This is a genomic window from Pseudomonas ovata (assembly GCF_003131185.1).
Lineage (GTDB): Bacteria > Pseudomonadota > Gammaproteobacteria > Pseudomonadales > Pseudomonadaceae > Aquipseudomonas > Aquipseudomonas ovata.
The window spans coordinates 58,206-75,660 of record NZ_QFFU01000001.1; the positions used below are offsets into that span (position 1 = coordinate 58,206).

At 61.4% G+C, this 17,455-nt stretch carries 13 protein-coding genes; all 13 read right to left on the reverse strand.

What is annotated here, in order from left to right; all coding sequences use genetic code 11:
* Positions 1–83: 83 nt before the first annotated feature.
* The 13 genes from eno to bamA all read right to left on the reverse strand — a co-directional run bounded on the left by eno (position 84) and on the right by bamA (position 17,439).
* Entirely contained in the window at positions 84–1,376 is a 1,293-nt protein-coding gene (eno, locus tag DGA31_RS00325) for a phosphopyruvate hydratase (protein ID WP_056834973.1), read from the reverse strand.
* Positions 1,377–1,482: 106 nt separating this feature from the next.
* On the reverse strand, positions 1,483–2,328 hold the full coding sequence (kdsA, locus tag DGA31_RS00330) for a 3-deoxy-8-phosphooctulonate synthase (RefSeq protein WP_109511180.1): 846 nt from the start codon (positions 2,326–2,328) through the stop codon (positions 1,483–1,485).
* A gap of 17 nt (positions 2,329–2,345) precedes the next feature.
* Positions 2,346–3,977, reverse strand: coding sequence for a CTP synthase (locus DGA31_RS00335; RefSeq protein ID WP_056834969.1), 1,632 nt, complete (start codon positions 3,975–3,977; stop codon positions 2,346–2,348).
* A gap of 262 nt (positions 3,978–4,239) precedes the next feature.
* Positions 4,240–5,562, reverse strand: coding sequence for a tRNA lysidine(34) synthetase TilS (tilS, locus tag DGA31_RS00340; RefSeq protein WP_109511181.1), 1,323 nt, complete (start codon positions 5,560–5,562; stop codon positions 4,240–4,242).
* Between the two features lie 59 nt (positions 5,563–5,621).
* Positions 5,622–6,569 (reverse strand): acetyl-CoA carboxylase carboxyl transferase subunit alpha, encoded by a 948-nt coding sequence (accA, locus tag DGA31_RS00345; protein WP_056834966.1) that lies wholly within the window; start codon positions 6,567–6,569, stop codon positions 5,622–5,624.
* A 171-nt stretch (positions 6,570–6,740) separates the two neighbouring features.
* Positions 6,741–10,259: a DNA polymerase III subunit alpha gene (gene dnaE, locus DGA31_RS00350; protein ID WP_056834965.1), complete on the reverse strand. Its 3,519-nt coding sequence runs from the start codon at positions 10,257–10,259 to the stop codon at positions 6,741–6,743.
* Positions 10,260–10,325: 66 nt separating this feature from the next.
* Positions 10,326–10,967, reverse strand: a complete 642-nt coding sequence (gene rnhB, locus DGA31_RS00355; RefSeq protein WP_109511182.1) for a ribonuclease HII — start codon at positions 10,965–10,967, stop codon at positions 10,326–10,328.
* A gap of 11 nt (positions 10,968–10,978) precedes the next feature.
* The gene (gene lpxB / locus DGA31_RS00360) at positions 10,979–12,118 is read right to left on the reverse strand and encodes a lipid-A-disaccharide synthase (protein ID WP_109511183.1); all 1,140 of its coding nucleotides are present in this window, start codon (positions 12,116–12,118) and stop codon (positions 10,979–10,981) included.
* Positions 12,119–12,120: 2 nt separating this feature from the next.
* Positions 12,121–12,897 (reverse strand): acyl-ACP--UDP-N-acetylglucosamine O-acyltransferase, encoded by a 777-nt coding sequence (gene lpxA, locus DGA31_RS00365; RefSeq protein WP_056834959.1) that lies wholly within the window; start codon positions 12,895–12,897, stop codon positions 12,121–12,123.
* On the reverse strand, positions 12,894–13,334 hold the full coding sequence (fabZ, locus tag DGA31_RS00370) for a 3-hydroxyacyl-ACP dehydratase FabZ (protein WP_056834957.1): 441 nt from the start codon (positions 13,332–13,334) through the stop codon (positions 12,894–12,896). Before fabZ ends, lpxA begins: the two co-directional genes overlap by 4 nt.
* Positions 13,335–13,444: 110 nt before the next feature.
* Positions 13,445–14,500, reverse strand: a complete 1,056-nt coding sequence (gene lpxD / locus DGA31_RS00375) for a UDP-3-O-(3-hydroxymyristoyl)glucosamine N-acyltransferase (RefSeq protein ID WP_109511184.1) — start codon at positions 14,498–14,500, stop codon at positions 13,445–13,447.
* A gap of 3 nt (positions 14,501–14,503) precedes the next feature.
* A complete protein-coding gene (locus DGA31_RS00380) occupies positions 14,504–15,007 on the reverse strand; it encodes an OmpH/Skp family outer membrane protein (RefSeq protein WP_056834954.1) in 504 nt (167 codons plus the stop codon).
* A gap of 47 nt (positions 15,008–15,054) precedes the next feature.
* Positions 15,055–17,439 (reverse strand): outer membrane protein assembly factor BamA, encoded by a 2,385-nt coding sequence (gene bamA, locus DGA31_RS00385; protein WP_056834952.1) that lies wholly within the window; start codon positions 17,437–17,439, stop codon positions 15,055–15,057.
* Positions 17,440–17,455: the final 16 nt, after the last annotated feature.

Here is a 17,455-nt window from a genome sequence, read left to right on the forward strand (position 1 = left end):
TGACAAATGCCAGGCCCAATCAACGCAACATCGGCATGAGCCTGCACCTATCGTGCACGCCCTGCCGTTTTACCATCTATGGCTTAGCCGCGAAACTCTGCGCGACCGCGATAGACTGCCTTGGCACCCAATTGCTCTTCGATGCGCAGCAACTGGTTGTACTTCGAGACGCGGTCGGAACGGCACAGCGAACCGGTCTTGATCTGGCCCGCAGCGGTCCCCACGGCCAGGTCGGCGATGGTCGAATCTTCGGTTTCACCGGAGCGGTGCGAGATCACGGCCGTGTAGCCGGCGGCCTTGGCCATCTGGATCGCTTCCAGGGTTTCGGTCAGGGTGCCGATCTGGTTGAACTTGATCAGGATCGAGTTGGCGATCTTCTTGTCGATGCCCTCTTTCAGGATCTTGGTGTTGGTCACGAACAGGTCGTCGCCCACCAGTTGCACCTTGTCGCCCAGCTTGTCGGTCAGCACTTTCCAGCCCGCCCAGTCAGACTCGTCCAGGCCGTCTTCGATCGAGATGATCGGGTAACGGTTGGCCAGACCGGCCAGGTAATCGGCAAAACCGGCCGCGTCGAAGGATTTACCTTCGCCGGACAGGTTGTACTGGCCGCCTTCCTCGAAGAATTCGCTGGCCGCGCAGTCCAGGGCCAGGGTCACGTCGGTGCCCAGGGTGTAGCCGGCATTGGCGACCGCTTCGGCGATGGCGCTCAGGGCGTCTTCGTTGGAGGCCAGGTCAGGTGCGAAACCGCCTTCGTCGCCCACGGCAGTGTTCAGGCCACGGGCCTTGAGCACAGCCTTGAGGTGATGAAAGATCTCGGTGCCCATGCGCAGGGCATCGGAGAAGCTCTTGGCGCCAACCGGCTGGACCATGAATTCCTGGATGTCGACGTTGTTGTCGGCATGCTCGCCACCGTTGATGATGTTCATCATCGGAACCGGCATCGAGTAGACGCCCGGGGTGCCATTGAGGTTGGCGATGTGCGCGTACAGCGGCAGGTCCTGATCCTGGGCTGCAGCCTTGGCCGCAGCCAGTGACACCGCGAGAATGGCGTTGGCGCCCAGCGAAGCCTTGTTCTCGGTGCCATCGAGTTCGATCATGGCACGGTCCAGCGCCTTCTGGTCCACCGGATCCTTGCCCAGCAGCAGGTCACGGATCGGGCCATTGATATTGGCGACGGCTTTCAGAACGCCCTTGCCCATATAACGGCTCTTGTCGCCATCACGCAGCTCGAGCGCTTCGCGCGAGCCGGTCGAAGCACCGGAAGGCGCGCAGGCCGAACCGATGATGCCATTATCGAGAAGCACGTCTGCTTCCACAGTGGGGTTACCACGGGAGTCGAGAACTTCACGACCTTTGATGTCGACGATTTTTGCCATTGTTGTGAACACTCCAAGATTGACGTAAACGACACAGCAGGGAAAACGAGGCGCGGCCGGCCGCAAATTGGCAGGGCCGGGCGCGCACTTTACCGGAGAACCAGGCTTACGCGGTCTCTACCGGTGCAAAACTTTTCACCAGATCATCCAGGGCCTTGAGCTGGGTCAGGAACGGCTCCAGCTTGTCCAGGCGCAGGGCGCAAGGACCATCGCAGCGGGCGTTGTCAGGGTCCGGATGGGCTTCAAGGAACAGACCGGCCAGGCCCTGGGACAAACCAGCCTTGGCCAGCTCCAGCACCTGGGCGCGACGACCGCCGGCCGAATCGGCGCGACCGCCCGGCATCTGCAGGGCGTGAGTCACGTCGAAGAACACCGGGTACTGGAACTGCTTCATGATGCCGAAGCCAAGCATGTCCACCACCAGGTTGTTATAGCCGAAGCTCGAACCGCGCTCGCAGAGGATCAACTGTTCGTTGCCCGCTTCTTCGCACTTGGTCAGGATGTGCTTCATTTCCTGAGGCGCAAGAAACTGGGCTTTCTTGATGTTGATCACCGCACCGGTCCTGGCCATCGCCACCACCAGATCGGTCTGGCGCGACAGGAAGGCCGGCAACTGGATGATGTCGCACACCTCGGCCACCGATGCGGCCTGATGCGGTTCATGCACGTCGGTGATCAGCGGCACGTTGAAGGTGCGCTTGATCTCTTCGAAGATGCGCAGGCCTTCTTCAAGCCCCGGGCCGCGATAGGAGTTGATCGACGAGCGATTGGCCTTGTCGAAGCTGGCCTTGAACACGTACGGGATGCCGAGCTTTTCGGTCACCCGCACGTAGTGCTCGCAGATCTGCATGGCCAGGTCACGGGACTCCAGCACGTTCATGCCGCCGAACAGGACCATGGGCTTGTCGTTGGCAATCTCGATAGCGCCTACGCGGATGATTTTCTGAGCCATGTGCTTGGTATCCCGAATCAGACGTTCTTCTGGTGTTGAGCCAGGGCGGCCTTGACGAAGCCACTGAACAGTGGATGTCCGTCACGCGGTGTCGAGGTGAACTCGGGGTGGAACTGGCAGGCCACGAACCATGGATGATCAGCCGCCTCGACCACTTCGACCAGCGCACCGTCACCGGAGCGACCGGAAATCTGCAGGCCGGCCTCGATCAGTTGCGGCAGCAGCTTGTTGTTGACCTCGTAGCGATGACGATGACGCTCGACAATCACATCCTTGGCATAGCAATCGTGCACCTTGGTGCCCGGCAGCAGCTGGCATTCCTGGGCACCCAGACGCATGGTGCCGCCCAGGTCGGAGCTTTCGGTACGGGTTTCGACCGCGCCGGTGGCATCTTCCCACTCGGTGATCAGGCCCACGACCGGATGCGCGACGGTGCGGTCGAACTCGGTGGAGTTGGCATCCTTCCAGCCCAGCACGTTACGGGCGAACTCGATGACCGCCACTTGCATGCCCAGGCAGATGCCCAGGTACGGCACCTTGTTTTCACGGGCGTACTGCACGGCGGTGATCTTGCCTTCGACACCGCGCAGGCCGAAGCCGCCCGGTACCAGGATCGCGTCGACGCCTTCGAGCAGGCCGGTGCCCTGGTTTTCGATGTCTTCGGAATCGATGTAGCGCAGGTTGACCTTGGTGCGGTTGGTGATCCCGGCGTGGCTCATGGCTTCGATCAGCGACTTGTACGCGTCGAGCAGCTCCATGTACTTGCCGACCATGGCAATGGTCACTTCGTGTTCGGGGTTGAGCTTGGCGTCGACCACCGCGTCCCACTCGGAGAGGTCGGCACCGCCACATTGCAGGCCGAAACGCTCGACGACGAAATCGTCCAGGCCCTGGGCGTGCAGGATGCCCGGGATCTTGTAGATGGTGTCGGCGTCTTCCAGGCCGATCACCGCACGCTCTTCGACGTTGGTGAACTGCGCGATCTTGCGACGCGACGAAACATCGATCGCGTGATCGGAGCGGCAGATCAGCACGTCAGGCTGCAGGCCGATGGAGCGCAGCTCCTTGACCGAATGCTGGGTCGGCTTGGTCTTGGTTTCGCCTGCGGTGGCGATGTACGGGACCAGGGTCAGGTGCATCAGCATGGCGCGCTTGGCACCCACTTCGAAGCGCAACTGGCGGATCGCTTCCAGGAACGGTTGCGACTCGATGTCGCCGACCGTGCCGCCGATCTCGACCAGGGCCACGTCGGCATCGCCGGCACCCTTGATGATCCGGCGCTTGATCTCGTCGGTAATGTGCGGAATCACCTGGATGGTCGCGCCCAGGTAATCACCACGGCGCTCCTTGCGCAGTACGTGCTCGTACACCCGTCCGGTGGTGAAGTTGTTGTTCTGGGTCATGGTCGTGCGGATGAACCGCTCGTAGTGACCCAGGTCCAGGTCGGTCTCGGCGCCGTCATGCGTGACGAACACTTCACCGTGCTGGAACGGGCTCATGGTGCCCGGATCGACGTTAATGTAGGGGTCCAGCTTGAGCATGGTGACCTTAAGTCCCCTCGCCTCCAGGATGGCCGCCAATGAAGCCGAGGCAATACCTTTCCCCAATGAAGAAACAACACCGCCCGTGACGAAGATGAAGCGCGTCATGAAAAACCCTAGAAGTCTGCGTTAAAGCGGTCAGAGCCGCCGGGGAAAGCGAAGGAAGGCCGAAGCCCCCGATCACCCACAAGGTTCACAGTGCATTCCCGAAACTGCTGTATTGAAACCGACCGGCCATAAGCCTGCCCATTGCGCCACACGTTAAAGATTGCCCCGTAAACACGGGTTGGAAATCGGCAACTTGGGTCAATTGGAAACCACTGACACAAGCTGTATCAAGAAGGGAGCGTAGTCTACCGGAAAGGGCCTATCACCTCAAACTTTGGTCGCTCGTCGGTGCATGCCAGCACAGCCAGGCACCGTTTTCGCCCATTCGATCAAGCCCTGCCAGATTGGCCACGGCCAGTAAACGACCGTCCTGGAACACCAACGGCAAGCGGGCACGGACAAAACCGGGCAAGCGTGTTTCATTCAGCAGTCGCTTCAGGTCGCGCTGCCCACGCCCCGGCACGCCCATGACTTCACCACCCTGGCGGTAGCGAACCTCGAACGGCCCTGGCGGCGCACCCGCGGAAAAAGACAGCGTGCCGTTGCCAGGCAGCCTCAGCGCATGCGCAGGATTCGACCAGTGCAATCCACCACACGGTGGATGCAGCCAGTCACCGGCCAGCCACCACACGTGCCCGTCCGCCCGGTGCAACTCGCCATCGGCCAGGCGCCAGAGCGGATGCGCAGCGGGTCGTGCATCGCGCAGATCCTTCCAGCCGGCCCAATGATTGGTGTCCGGCAGGCGAGTCAGCGGGGCCAGCCAATGGCGCAAGGCATTGCGCTGGCGCGCCTCGGACAGACTGGCCAACGGTGCCAGGGCCAGGGCCGGAAGATTCAGCCAGGCAAACTCGCTGTGTCGCTGCGCACGCGCCAGGTCATCGACCGCCAGCTCATCGAGCAACTGCTGCGCGTCGCCAAGGTGCGCGGCACTGCGCGCCAGGCTGGCCTGCGCCTGCGGCCAGCGTGCCTGCAACAGCGGCAGCACCTGATGGCGCAGAAAGTTGCGCGAATAATGCACATCCTGATTGCTCGGGTCTTCCACCCAGCGCAACCCATGCCGCCGTGCGTAATCTTCGAGGGCGGTGCGCGACACGTCCAATAACGGGCGCAGCAAGCGGCCCCGGCCCAACGCCCGAGAGGGCGCCATGGCCGCCAGACCGCGCACGCCGGCACCACGCAACAAACGAAACAGCAGCGTCTCGGCCTGATCGTCACGGTGCTGGGCCACCAGCAGCCATTCACCCGGGCCCAGCGCCCGGGAAAAGGCGGCATAGCGAGCCTGACGTGCCGCTTCCTCGAGGCTGGCGCCGCTGCGCACCCGCACCCGCTCTATACGCAGAGGCACGCCCAGCGCCGCACAGACCTGACGGCAATGCGCAGGCCAGGCGTCGGCGGTCGCTTGCAAGCCATGGTGCACGTGAATGGCATGAATCGGCGGGAGGGGCTGGCGCCTGGAGAGCGCAATCAGCAGGTGCAGCAGAACGGTGGAATCCAGGCCACCGGAGAACGCAACGTGCAAGGCAGGCACCGCGCCTGCCCCGGACAGCGCCCGGGCAAGCGCCGTGTACAGCGCCTCATCGCTCATGACCAGGTCCTGAACAGTGCCCGGCCATGGACAAGACGCCATGGCCGGGCAAGGTCATGTCAGACGCCGTAGCTCATCAGGCGCTCATAACGGCGCGCCAGCAGGGCGGCGTTGTCGAGTTTCTTCAGCGAGGCCAGTTGGCCGAGCAGCTCTTCGCGAATCAGTGCCGCGGCTGCAGCCGGGTCGCGATGCGCACCGCCCAATGGCTCGTTGATCACCTTGTCGACGATACCCAGGCCCTTGAGGCGCTCGGCCGTGATGCCCATGGCTTCGGCGGCATCGGGTGCCTTTTCGGCGGTCTTCCACAGGATCGAGGCACAGCCCTCGGGCGAGATCACCGCATAGGTGGAATACTGGAGCATGTTCAGTTGATCGCAGACACCGATGGCCAGTGCGCCGCCGGAACCGCCCTCACCGATCACAGTGGCGATGATCGGGGTTTTCAGGCGCGCCATGACGCGCAGGTTCCAGGCAATCGCCTCGCTCTGGTTGCGCTCCTCGGCGTCGATGCCAGGGTAGGCACCCGGGGTGTCGATGAAGGTCAGGATCGGCATCTTGAAGCGCTCGGCCATCTCCATCAGGCGGCACGCCTTGCGATAGCCTTCAGGGCGCGGCATGCCGAAATTGCGACGGACCTTTTCGCGCACTTCACGGCCTTTCTGGTGACCGATCACCATCACTGGCTGATCGTCCAGACGTGCGACACCGCCGACCAGTGCGGCGTCATCGGCAAAATGCCGGTCGCCGTGCAATTCGTCGAACTCGGTAAAGATGTGTTCGATGTAGTCCAGGGTGTAGGGACGACGCGGGTGACGCGCCATCCGGGCGATCTGCCAACTGGTCAGGTTGCCGAAGATGCTTTCGGTAAGCGTATTGCTCTTGTCCTGCAACCGGGAGATCTCGTCGCTGATGTTCAGCGAGTTGTCATTGCCTACCAGGCGCAGCTCTTCGATCTTGGCTTGCAAGTCAGCGATAGGCTGTTCGAAATCGAGAAAATTCGGGTTCATAGGCATCCGTCTTGGGTCGACGGCCAAGAGGCCGGCCGGTTGATCTGTAAAAGCGCCCCACCATACGGAAGGGGCGCATTCAGGTCGAGTTTAAAAATTCGGTACTTTAAGTGCTCCAGGCCTTTACGAAAAGTCGGCGAGCGAGCGTAGCCACTTTTTACGTAAGAGAGCCTAGCGGTACTGGAGGAAGACGTTCTGCTTTCCGAACTGGTCACGCAACGCCTGGATCAGGTTGTCCGCGGGATCGATTCGCCAGCTGTCGCCAAACTGCAGGATAGCCCTGGCGTCCATGCCAGTGTAATCGAGCGTGACCGGGCAGGCACCGCGATGGCGCTTGCACAGGTCGCCCAGCCAGCGCAGCCGGTCGCCCTTGAGTGCGGCAGCATCCACCGTTACCCGCAGGCTTTCGGCAAGGCCGGTACGGGCATCCTCGATACTCATGACGCGCTTGGCACGCAAGCGCAGCCCCCCGGAAAAGTCGTCGTTGCTGACTTCACCCTCGACCACCACGATAGCATCGGTCTGCAACAGTGACTGGGCGGCATGAAACGCTTCGGCAAACAAAGAGGCTTCGATGCGCGCCGAGCGGTCGTCCAGGGTGATGAAGCCCATCTTGTCGCCCTTCTTGTTTTTCATCACCCGCAGGGCGATCACCAGCCCGGCTACCGTCTGGGTATCACGGGCCGGCTTGAGGTCGATGATGCGCTGACGGGCAAAACGCCGGATTTCGCCCTCGTACTCGTCGATCGGATGACCGGTCAGGTACAGGCCCAGGGTTTCCTTCTCGCCGCGCAGGCGTTCCTTGAGGGTGATTTCCCGGGTCTGGCGATGGTTGGCATAGACGTCGGCATCTTCGGCCTCGAACAGTCCGCCAAACAGGTCGCTGTGCCCGCTGTCGCGGCTGCGGGCGGTCTGTTCGGCGGACTGGATGGCCTCTTCCAGCGCCGTCAGCAGCACCGAACGGTTGCGGTCGATATTGGCCTGGTAAGCCTTGGGTTCCAGCTCGAAATACGGCCCCAGGCGGTCCAGCGCGCCGCTGCGGATCAGGCCGTCCAGCGTGCGCTTGTTGACCCGCTTGAGGTCGACCCGCGCGCAGAAATCGAACAGGTCCTTGAAAGGCCCGGCCTGACGCGCCTCGGTAATCGCCTCTACAGGGCCTTCACCGACGCCCTTGATCGCCCCCAGGCCGTAAATGATCCGCCCGTCGTCGCTGACCGTGAACTTGAACTCGGACATGTTCACATCCGGCGCGTCCAGGCGCAGCTTCATGCTGCGCACTTCCTCGATCAGGGTCACGACCTTGTCGGTGTTGTGCATGTCCGCCGACAACACCGCAGCCATGAACGGCGCCGGGTAGTGCATCTTCAGCCAGGCTGTCTGGTAGGACACCAGGCCGTAGGCGGCCGAGTGGGATTTGTTGAAGCCGTAGCCGGCGAACTTTTCCACCAGGTCGAAAATGTTACCGGCCAGGTCCGGCTCGATGTTGTTGTTCTTGCAGCCTTCGATGAAACCACCGCGCTGCTTGGCCATTTCTTCGGGTTTTTTCTTGCCCATGGCCCGGCGCAGCATGTCGGCCCCGCCCAGGGTATAGCCGGCCATGACCTGGGCAATCTGCATCACCTGTTCCTGATACAGGATGATGCCGTAGGTCGGTGCCAGCACCGGTTTGAGACCTTCGTACTGGTAATCCGGGTGCGGGTAGGCCAGTTCGGCACGACCGTGCTTGCGGTTGATGAAGTCGTCGACCATGCCCGACTGCAAAGGGCCTGGACGAAACAGCGCCACCAGTGCGATCAGGTCTTCCAGGCAGTCGGGCTTGAGCTTCTTGATCAGCTCTTTCATGCCGCGCGATTCAAGCTGGAACACCGCCGTGGTCTCGGCGCGCTGCAGCAGCTCGTAGGTCGGCTTGTCGTCCAGCGGAATGAAGGCGATGTCCAGCGGCGCCTTGTCTTCCTTGGCCCGCTCGCGGTTGATGGTCTCCAGCGCCCAGTCGATGATGGTCAGGGTGCGCAGGCCGAGGAAGTCGAACTTCACCAGGCCCGCCGCCTCGACATCGTCCTTGTCGAACTGGGTCACCAGGCCGTCGCCGGCCTCATCGCAATAGATAGGGGAAAAGTCGGTGAGCTTGGTCGGTGCGATGACCACGCCACCGGCGTGCTTGCCAACGTTACGCACCACGCCCTCGAGCTTGAGGGCCATTTCCCAGATTTCGGCAGCCTCTTCATCGTTCTTGAGAAAGTCGCGCAGGATCTCTTCCTGCTCGTAGGCCTTCGCCAGGGTCATGCCCACTTCGAAGGGGATCATCTTCGACAGGCGATCGGCCAGGCCGTAGGACTTGCCCTGCACCCGCGCCACGTCGCGCACCACCGCCTTGGCCGCCATGGAACCGAAGGTGATGATCTGGCTGACCGCGTTGCGCCCGTATTTTTCCGCCACGTACTCGATGACCCGGTCACGACCGTCCATGCAGAAGTCGACGTCGAAGTCGGGCATCGATACCCGCTCGGGATTGAGGAAGCGCTCGAACAGCAGGTCGTATTCCAGCGGGTCCAGGTCGGTGATCTTCTGCACATAGGCCACCAGCGATCCGGCACCCGAGCCCCGGCCCGGCCCCACCGGCACGCCGTTGCTCTTGGCCCACTGGATAAAGTCCATCACGATCAGGAAGTAACCGGGGAAGCCCATCTGGATGATGATATCCAGCTCGAAATTCAGCCGGTCGACGTATACCTGGCGGCGTTCTTCATAGTTTTCCGAGCTTTTGGGCAGCAGCACCGCAAGACGCTCTTCAAGCCCGTCGAAGGACACCTTGCGGAAATACTCGTCAATGGTCATGCCATCGGGAATCGGGAAGTTGGGCAGAAAGTGCGTGCCCAGCTTGACGTCGATGTTGCAGCGCTTGGCGATCTCGACGGTGTTCTCCAGCGCCTCGGGCAGGTCGCTGAACAGCTCGGCCATTTCTGCCGGGCTCTTGAGGTACTGCTGGTCACTGTAGTTGCGCGAACGACGCGGATCGTCCAGTGCCCGGCCTTCACCGATGCATACCCGGGTTTCGTGGGCGGCAAAATCCTCTTCGTGGATAAAGCGCACATCGTTGGTGGCCACCAGCGGCGCACCGTGGCGATCGGCCAGAGCTACAGCCGCATGCACATGCTCTTCATCATTGACCCGGTTGGTGCGCTGCAGCTCGATGTAGAAGCGGTCGGGAAACACCGCCATCCATTCACGCAGCAACTGACCGGCTTCATCGACATTGCCGCCGAGCAGGGCCACGCCGATCTCACCCTCCTTGGCCGCCGATAATGCAATCAGGCCTTCACTGGCCTGGGCCACCCACTCGCGCTGGATCACGACAAAGCCATTGCGCTGGCCTTCAGTGAAGCCGCGGGAGATCAGTTCGGTCAGGTTGCGATAGCCTTGCGGGTTCATGACCAGCAGGCTGAGGCGGCTCAGCGGCGCGTCGGCATTCTTGCCGGCCAGCCACAGGTCGGCACCGCAGATCGGCTTGATGCCCGCACCTTGAGCCGCCTTGTAGAACTTGACCAGCGAACACATGTTGCCCTGGTCGGTGACCGCCACGGCAGGCATGTTCATGGCTGTCAGCGCCTTGACCAGTGGCTTGACCCGGACCAGCCCGTCGACCAGGGAGTACTCGGTGTGCAGGCGCAGATGAACGAAAGAAGCCGACATGAAGATCCTATAACGCTGGAACACGAAAAACGAAGAGCGTGATTGTACCCAGCCAGACCTGAAACGTCAGTCCTGAAGCAGACGGCCCGACACGGCCTGGGCGATCACTGCACGTGCCTCCCAGGCCGCACGCACCGGGGCAAAGGAGCGCCGGTGGATCGGCGTGGGGCCAAGACGTGCCAAGGCTTCCAGATGAACGGGCGTCGGATAGCCCTTGTGTCCACCCATGCCATAGCCTGGATAGATCAGCTCGAACGCCGCCATTTCCCGGTCACGGCTGACCTTGGCCAGAATGGAGGCGGCGGCAATGGCCGGCACCTTGGCATCGCCCTGCACCACGGGTGCCGAGGGCACTGCCAGTTTGGGGCAGCGATTGCCGTCGATCAGGGCCAGCCTGGGCGTGATACTCAAGCCTTCGACTGCCCGCTGCATGGCCAGCATGGTGGCATGCAGGATGTTCAGATGATCGATCTCGTCGACCTCAGCGCGGGCAATGCACCAGCACAGGGCTTTTTCACGGATTTCATCGAACAGCTTTTCGCGCCGCGTCTCGGTCAGTTTCTTGGAGTCGTTCAGGCCAAGAATCGGCCGGGCCGGGTCGAGAATCACCGCAGCGGTCACCACCGGACCGCACAACGGGCCACGCCCGACCTCATCGACACCGGCCACCAGTTCTTCGACGAGGGTGAAATCCAGGCCCATTTGCATTGTTTTTACGCTCACAGTGAAGAAGGACGGCCGATCAGGGCCAGCACGGCATCAGCGGCCTGGTTGGAGGCATCGCGACGCAGCGTGCGGTGAATCGCATCGAACCCTTCGGTCTGCGCCTGGCCGCTATCGATCAGCGGCCCGATTTCGGCAGCCAGCGATTCGGGTGTCGCCGCCTCCTGAAGCAATTCGGGCACCAAGGCGCGACCGGCCAGCAGGTTGGGCAACGACACGTAAGGGCTCTTGACCAGCCGCCTGAGAATCCAGAAGGTCAACGGTGCCATGCGGTAAGCCACCACCATCGGGCGCTTGTACAACAGCGCCTCCAGTGTAGCCGTCCCGGAAGCGATCAATACCGCATTACAGGCCGCCAGGGCCAGGTGCGAGCCACCGTCGAGCAACGTCACCGGCAGGTCGCGGCCTTGCAGCAGTTGTTCGATCTGCACCCGCCGTTGCGGGCTGGCGCAAGGCAACACGAAGCGCAATCCGGGCCGTTCGGCCAGCAGGCGTTGGGCAGCATCGAAAAACAGCGCACCCAGGCGTCCGACTTCACCCCCGCGGCTACCGGGCATCAAGGCGACCAACGGTCCCTCGCCCAGGCCCAGTTCGGCACGAGCGGCTGCACGGTCGGATGTCAGTGCAATGGTATCGGCCAACGGATGACCGACGAAGCGCACCGGAACACCCTTCTCTTCATAGAAACGCGCTTCGAAGGGCAGCAGGGTCAGCATCAGGTCGCAGCCTTCGCGGATTTTCAATACCCGTTTCTGCCGCCAGGCCCAAACCGACGGGCTGACGTAGTGCACGGTCTTGATCCCGGCACGGCGCAGCTGCAGTTCGATATTGAGGGTAAAGTCCGGCGCATCGATGCCAATGAACACATCCGGGCGCTCGGCAATCAGGGTCGCAATCAATTCCTTGCGTCGCCCCAGCAATTCACGCAGGCGGCCCAGCACTTCGACCAGGCCCATGACCGACAGGCGCTCCATGGGGAAGTACGAGACCATGCCTTCGGCCTCCATGAGCGGGCCGCCGACACCAATGAACGTGGCATCCGGATGACGCGCCTTGATGGCGCGCATCAGGCCGGCGCCGAGAATATCGCCGGACGCTTCGCCGGCCACCAGAGCGATACGCAATGAGCCGCCCATGATCAGCGGGTAATGCCGCGGGTCGAAGACTGGATCGACTGAAGGAAAACGGCCACTTCAGGAAAGGCGCAAGCCGGCTCGGCCAGCTCGACAATGGCCTGATCAACGGTCAGTCCCTGGCGATAGACCGTCTTGTAGGCCCTGCGCAGGGCCTGAATCGCCTTTTCGGAAAAGCCGCGACGGCGCATGCCTTCAAAATTCATGCTGCGCGCCTCGGCAGGGTTGCCGAATACGGTAACGAAGGCCGGTACGTCCTTGCCGATCGCCGTGCCCATGCCGGAAAAGCTGTGGGCGCCGATATGGCAATGCTGGTGCACGAGGGTGTAGCCGGACAGGATTGCCCAGTCATCGACATGCACATGACCGGCCAGTGCGGTGTTGTTGACCAGAATGCAGTGATTGCCGATCACGCTGTCATGACCGATATGGGCATAGGCCATGATCAGATTATGATCGCCCAGCGTGGTTTCGGCGCGGTCCTGGACGGTACCGCGGTGGATGGTCACCCCTTCGCGAATCACATTGTGATCACCGATCACCAGGCGTGTTTCTTCACCCTTGTACTTGAGGTCAGGGGTGTCTTCACCCACCGAGGAAAACTGGTAGATACGGTTATGACGACCGATGGACGTCGGCCCGCGCACGATCACATGGGGGCCTATCACTGTACCCTCGCCAATTTCCACACCGGCTCCGATGATCGACCAGGGGCCGACCTCAACGCTGTCGGCCAGGACGGCCGTCGGATCGATGATTGCGCGAGGGTCAATCAAACTCATAGCTTGCGTTCCGCACAGATGATTTCAGCGGAACAAACCGACTTGCCGTCAACCGACGCCTTGCACTCGAACTTCCAGATCTGGCGCTTGCAGCTGACGAACCGGGCTTCAAGCAGCAACTGGTCGCCCGGCACCACGGGCTGACGAAAACGCAGTTTGTCCGAACCGACGAAGTAATAGAGAGTGCCATCGGCAGGCTTGGCGTCAAGCATTTTGAAACCCAGGATCCCGGCGGCCTGGGCCATCGCTTCGATGATCAGAACGCCCGGCATGATCGGGTGCTGGGGAAAATGGCCATTGAAGAACGGTTCGTTGACGCTGACATTCTTGTAGGCACGAATTGTCTTGCCCTCGATATCCAGCTCTACGACACGATCCACCAACAGGAAAGGGTAACGATGAGGCAAGTATTCGCGTATTTCGTTGATGTCCATCATTTCGAGGGAAAGCCTGTAGTAAAGAATGAGAGTGCGCAACGACTGCGCGCACTCTTCTGCAAATCGGGCAGGCGGCCTGGCGACCCTACCGACCCGATATGAAAGAGATTTCAGCCATCAGATGAATCATTGGGAGCGCGGGTCACGGTCTCGACGACTTTTTCCAGCTTTTGCAGCCGTCGGGCCATGTCATCGATCTTGCGCAACCGTGCAGCGCTCTTGCGCCATTCGGCGGCAGGCTGCATGGCCGTGCCGGACGAATAGGAACCCGGCTCGGTGATCGAATGGGTCACCATGGTCATGCCGGTGATGAACACCCCGTCGCAGATGTCGATATGCCCCACCAGCCCGACGCCGCCGGCCAGCATGCAGTGCTTGCCGATTCGGGTACTGCCGGAAATACCGACACAGGCGGCCATGGCCGTGTGATCGCCGATCTGCACGTTGTGTGCAATCTGGATCTGGTTGTCCAGTTTCACACCGTTGCCGATCCGGGTATCCGCCAGTGCTCCGCGGTCGATGGCCGTGTTGACACCGATTTCTACATCATCACCAATGATCACACCGCCGATCTGGGCGATTTTCTGCCAGACGCCTTTTTCATTGGCAAAACCGAATCCTTCGCCCCCCAGCACGGCACCCGACTGAATCACGACCCGCTGACCGATGCGCACATCGTGGTACAGCGTGACGCGCGAGGCCAGCCAGCCGCCCTCACCGATTTCGCTGCGGGCACCAATGAAGCAATGCGCGCCTACGGTGACGCCGGCCGCGATGCGCGCACCGCTTTCGATCACCGCATAAGGACCTACGCTTGCGCTCGGGTCGACATGGGCATCGTCGGCCACGATAGCGGTCGGATGAATGCCGGTTGCCGCCTTGGGCTTGGGGTCGAACAGATGCGACACCCGCGCATAGGCCAGATAGGGATCGGGCACCAGAAGCGCATCGCCGTCATAGCTGTCGATGTCGGCCGGCTTGAGCAGGACGGCAGCCGCATGGGTTTCGGCGAGAAATTTTCGATACTGCGGATTGGCCAGAAAACTGACCTGGCCGGGCCCCGCCTCTTGCAAGGTGGCCAGCCCGGTAATGTCCTTGTCCTTGTCGCCACGCAGGGTGGCGCCCAGGAACTCGGCCAACTGGCCGAGCTTGATGGGTGCGCTCATGATTTACTTCAGCTGGTTCATGCGCTCGATGACCTGGCGAGTGACGTCATACTGAGGCTTGACGTCGATCACTGCGCCACGCTCGAACACCAGGTCGTAGGCACCACGCTTGATGACTTCTTCAACAGCCTGGTCCAGCTTTGGCTTGAGTTGCTTGAGCATTTCGCGGTCGGCCGTGGCCTTGGCTTCGTTCAATTCCTTGGACTGGAACTGGTAGTCACGGGCCTTCTGCTTGAATTCCAGCTCAAGACGCTCGCGCTCTGGCTGGGCCATCTTGTCGCCACCACTGACCAGACGGTCCTGGATGCCCTTGGCGCTGGTTTCCAGGCTCTTGAGCTTGGTGACTTGCGGGCCGAATTTTTTCTCGGCATCCACGGCATAACGCTTGGCAGCGTCGGATTCCAGCAGAGCCATCTGATAGTTCAGCACGGCGATTTTCAGGTCGGCGAAGGCCGGGGTTGCGACCAGAACAGTGGCCAGCAGTACCAATTGGGTCAACTTACGCACAAATACACTCCTACAGAATTCGTTGGTCGTTGCTTGGAGTCAGACCCTTAGAAGGTCTGGCCCAGGGAGAACTGGAACACTTGGGTTTCCGAGTCGTCATCCGGTTTCTTGATCGGCATGGCCAGCGCGAAGCTCAACGGGCCCAGAGCAGTGATCCAGGTGACGCCGACACCGACAGAACTGGCCATGCCGGAGAAGTCGACACCATTACATTCGACCTTCTGACCGTTCTTGGTTCTGCTGCTGTCGCAATTAGTGTCGAAAACGTTACCCACATCCCAGAATACGGAGGTGCGCAGGGAACGCTGGTCCTTGATGAACGGCAGCGGGAACATCAGTTCTACACCGCCTTGCACCAGGGCGTTGCCACCAAACGGCAGCGGATCCTGATCCGGGTCGGCAATAGTACCTGGTCGACCACCGTCAGCTTCACCCCTGCTAGGCGTACTGCGCGGGCCCAGCGTGCTGTCCTTGAAGCCACGTACCGAGTTGAAGCCACCGGCATAGTAGTTCTCGTAGAACGGCAGGCCACTGGTCGAACCGTAGCCGTCGCCAAAGCCCAGCTCGGTGTGCAGGCGCAAGGTGTAGGTGTCATTGATCGGATAGAAGTACTGCCCGCGGTAGTCAACCTTGAAGAACGACAGGTCGCTGCCCGGCAGGGTCGCTTCGGCCACCAGGCTTTGCGAGTGACCACGGGTCGCCAGCACACCTTTGTTCAGGGTCGACTCGGACCAGCCGATCGAGCCCTTGAAGTTCAGGAAGTTGTCGCCTTCCTTGTCGATGAAATCGAAGATCTCCTCGACGGTGTAGGTACCGGTCTTGATCTTGTCCTGCTGCACGTTAAGACCGTAGGTCAGGCGCGCCGTCTCGCTGATCGGGTAGCCCAGGCTGATGCCTGCGCCCATGCTGTCCACGGCGTAGCTGGCCACGTCGACGTCAAGGTCGTCGTAGTCGGTGGTGCGGTAGAACGCGTTGTAGCCCAGGCTGACGCCGTCCGGCGTGTAGTACGGGTCGACATAGCTGAAGTTGTAGCGGGTCTGGTATTCGCTGCGGGTCAGGCCGATGCTGACCTTGTTACCTGTACCCAGGAAGTTGTTCTGGCTGATCGAACCACCCAGGATCAGACCGGCGCTCTGGGCGAAACCGACACTGGCGGTGATCGAACCCGAAGCCTGCTCTTCCACGGCGTAGTTGACGTCGACCTGGTCGTCGGTACCCGGCACGGCCGGCGTTTCGACGTTGACTTCCTTGAAGAAGCCCAGGCGATCGAGGCGCACCTTCGACTGGTCGATCAGGTAGGTCGAAGCCCAGCCGCCTTCCATCTGGCGCATTTCGCGGCGCAGCACTTCATCGGCCGACTTGGTGTTGCCACGGAAATTGATGCGGTTGACGTAGGCACGCTTGCCCGGATCGACCACGAAGGTGATGTCGACGGTACGGTCTTCATTGTTCGGGGTCGGCACGCCGTTGACGTTGGCGAAGGTATAGCCTTCGTTGCCCAGGCGGCGGGTGATCAGTTCGGACGTGGTGGTCATGACCTTGCGCGAGAACACCTGGCCGGGCTGTACCAGCAACAGGGAATCGACCTGGTCTTCAGGCACCTTCAGGTCGCCACTGAGCTTGACCGACTTGACGCTGTATTTCTCGCCCTCGTTGACGTTGACCGTGATGTACACGCTCTTCTTGTCAGGGGTGATCGAGACCTGGGTGGAGGCGATGTCCATGTTGATGTAGCCGCGGTCCAGGTAGAAGGAGCGCAGGCGTTCCAGGTCGCCGGAGAGTTTTTCCCGGGCGTACTTGTCATCGTTCTTGAAGAACGATAGCCAGTTGGTGGTCTTGAGCTCGAACAGGTCAACCAGTTCCTGCTCGGGGAAGACGGTGTTGCCCACCACGTTGATGTGCTGGATGGCGGCCACGGTGCCTTCGTTGATGTCGATCTTCAGGCCGACACGGTTGCGTGGCTGGGGAACGACTTCGGCCTTGACCTCGGCAGAGTAGCGGCCCTGAGCCACGTACTGGCGCTGCAGCTCGTTGCGCACGCCTTCGAGGGTCGCGCGCTGGAAGATTTCGCCTTCGGCCAGACCGGACTGTTTCAGCCCCTTCATCAGGTCTTCGGTGGAGATCGCCTTGTTGCCTTCGATCTCGATGCTCGCGACCGACGGGCGCTCGACGACAGTGATGACCAGAACGTTACCTTCACGCCCCAGCTGGATGTCCTGGAAGAACCCGGTTTTGAACAGCGCACGAGTGGCTTCGACCAGACGGCCATCGTCCGCATTCTCGCCCACGTTAAGCGGCAAGGCGCCAAAGACGCTGCCGGCGGAAACCCGCTGCAGGCCATTGACACGGATATCGGAGATGGTGAAGGACTCGGCGTGAACTTCAGCGATCATCAGTGCGGCAAGAGCCGCAGTTAGCAGCAGACGTTTCATGAAGTCCTTTATTCCA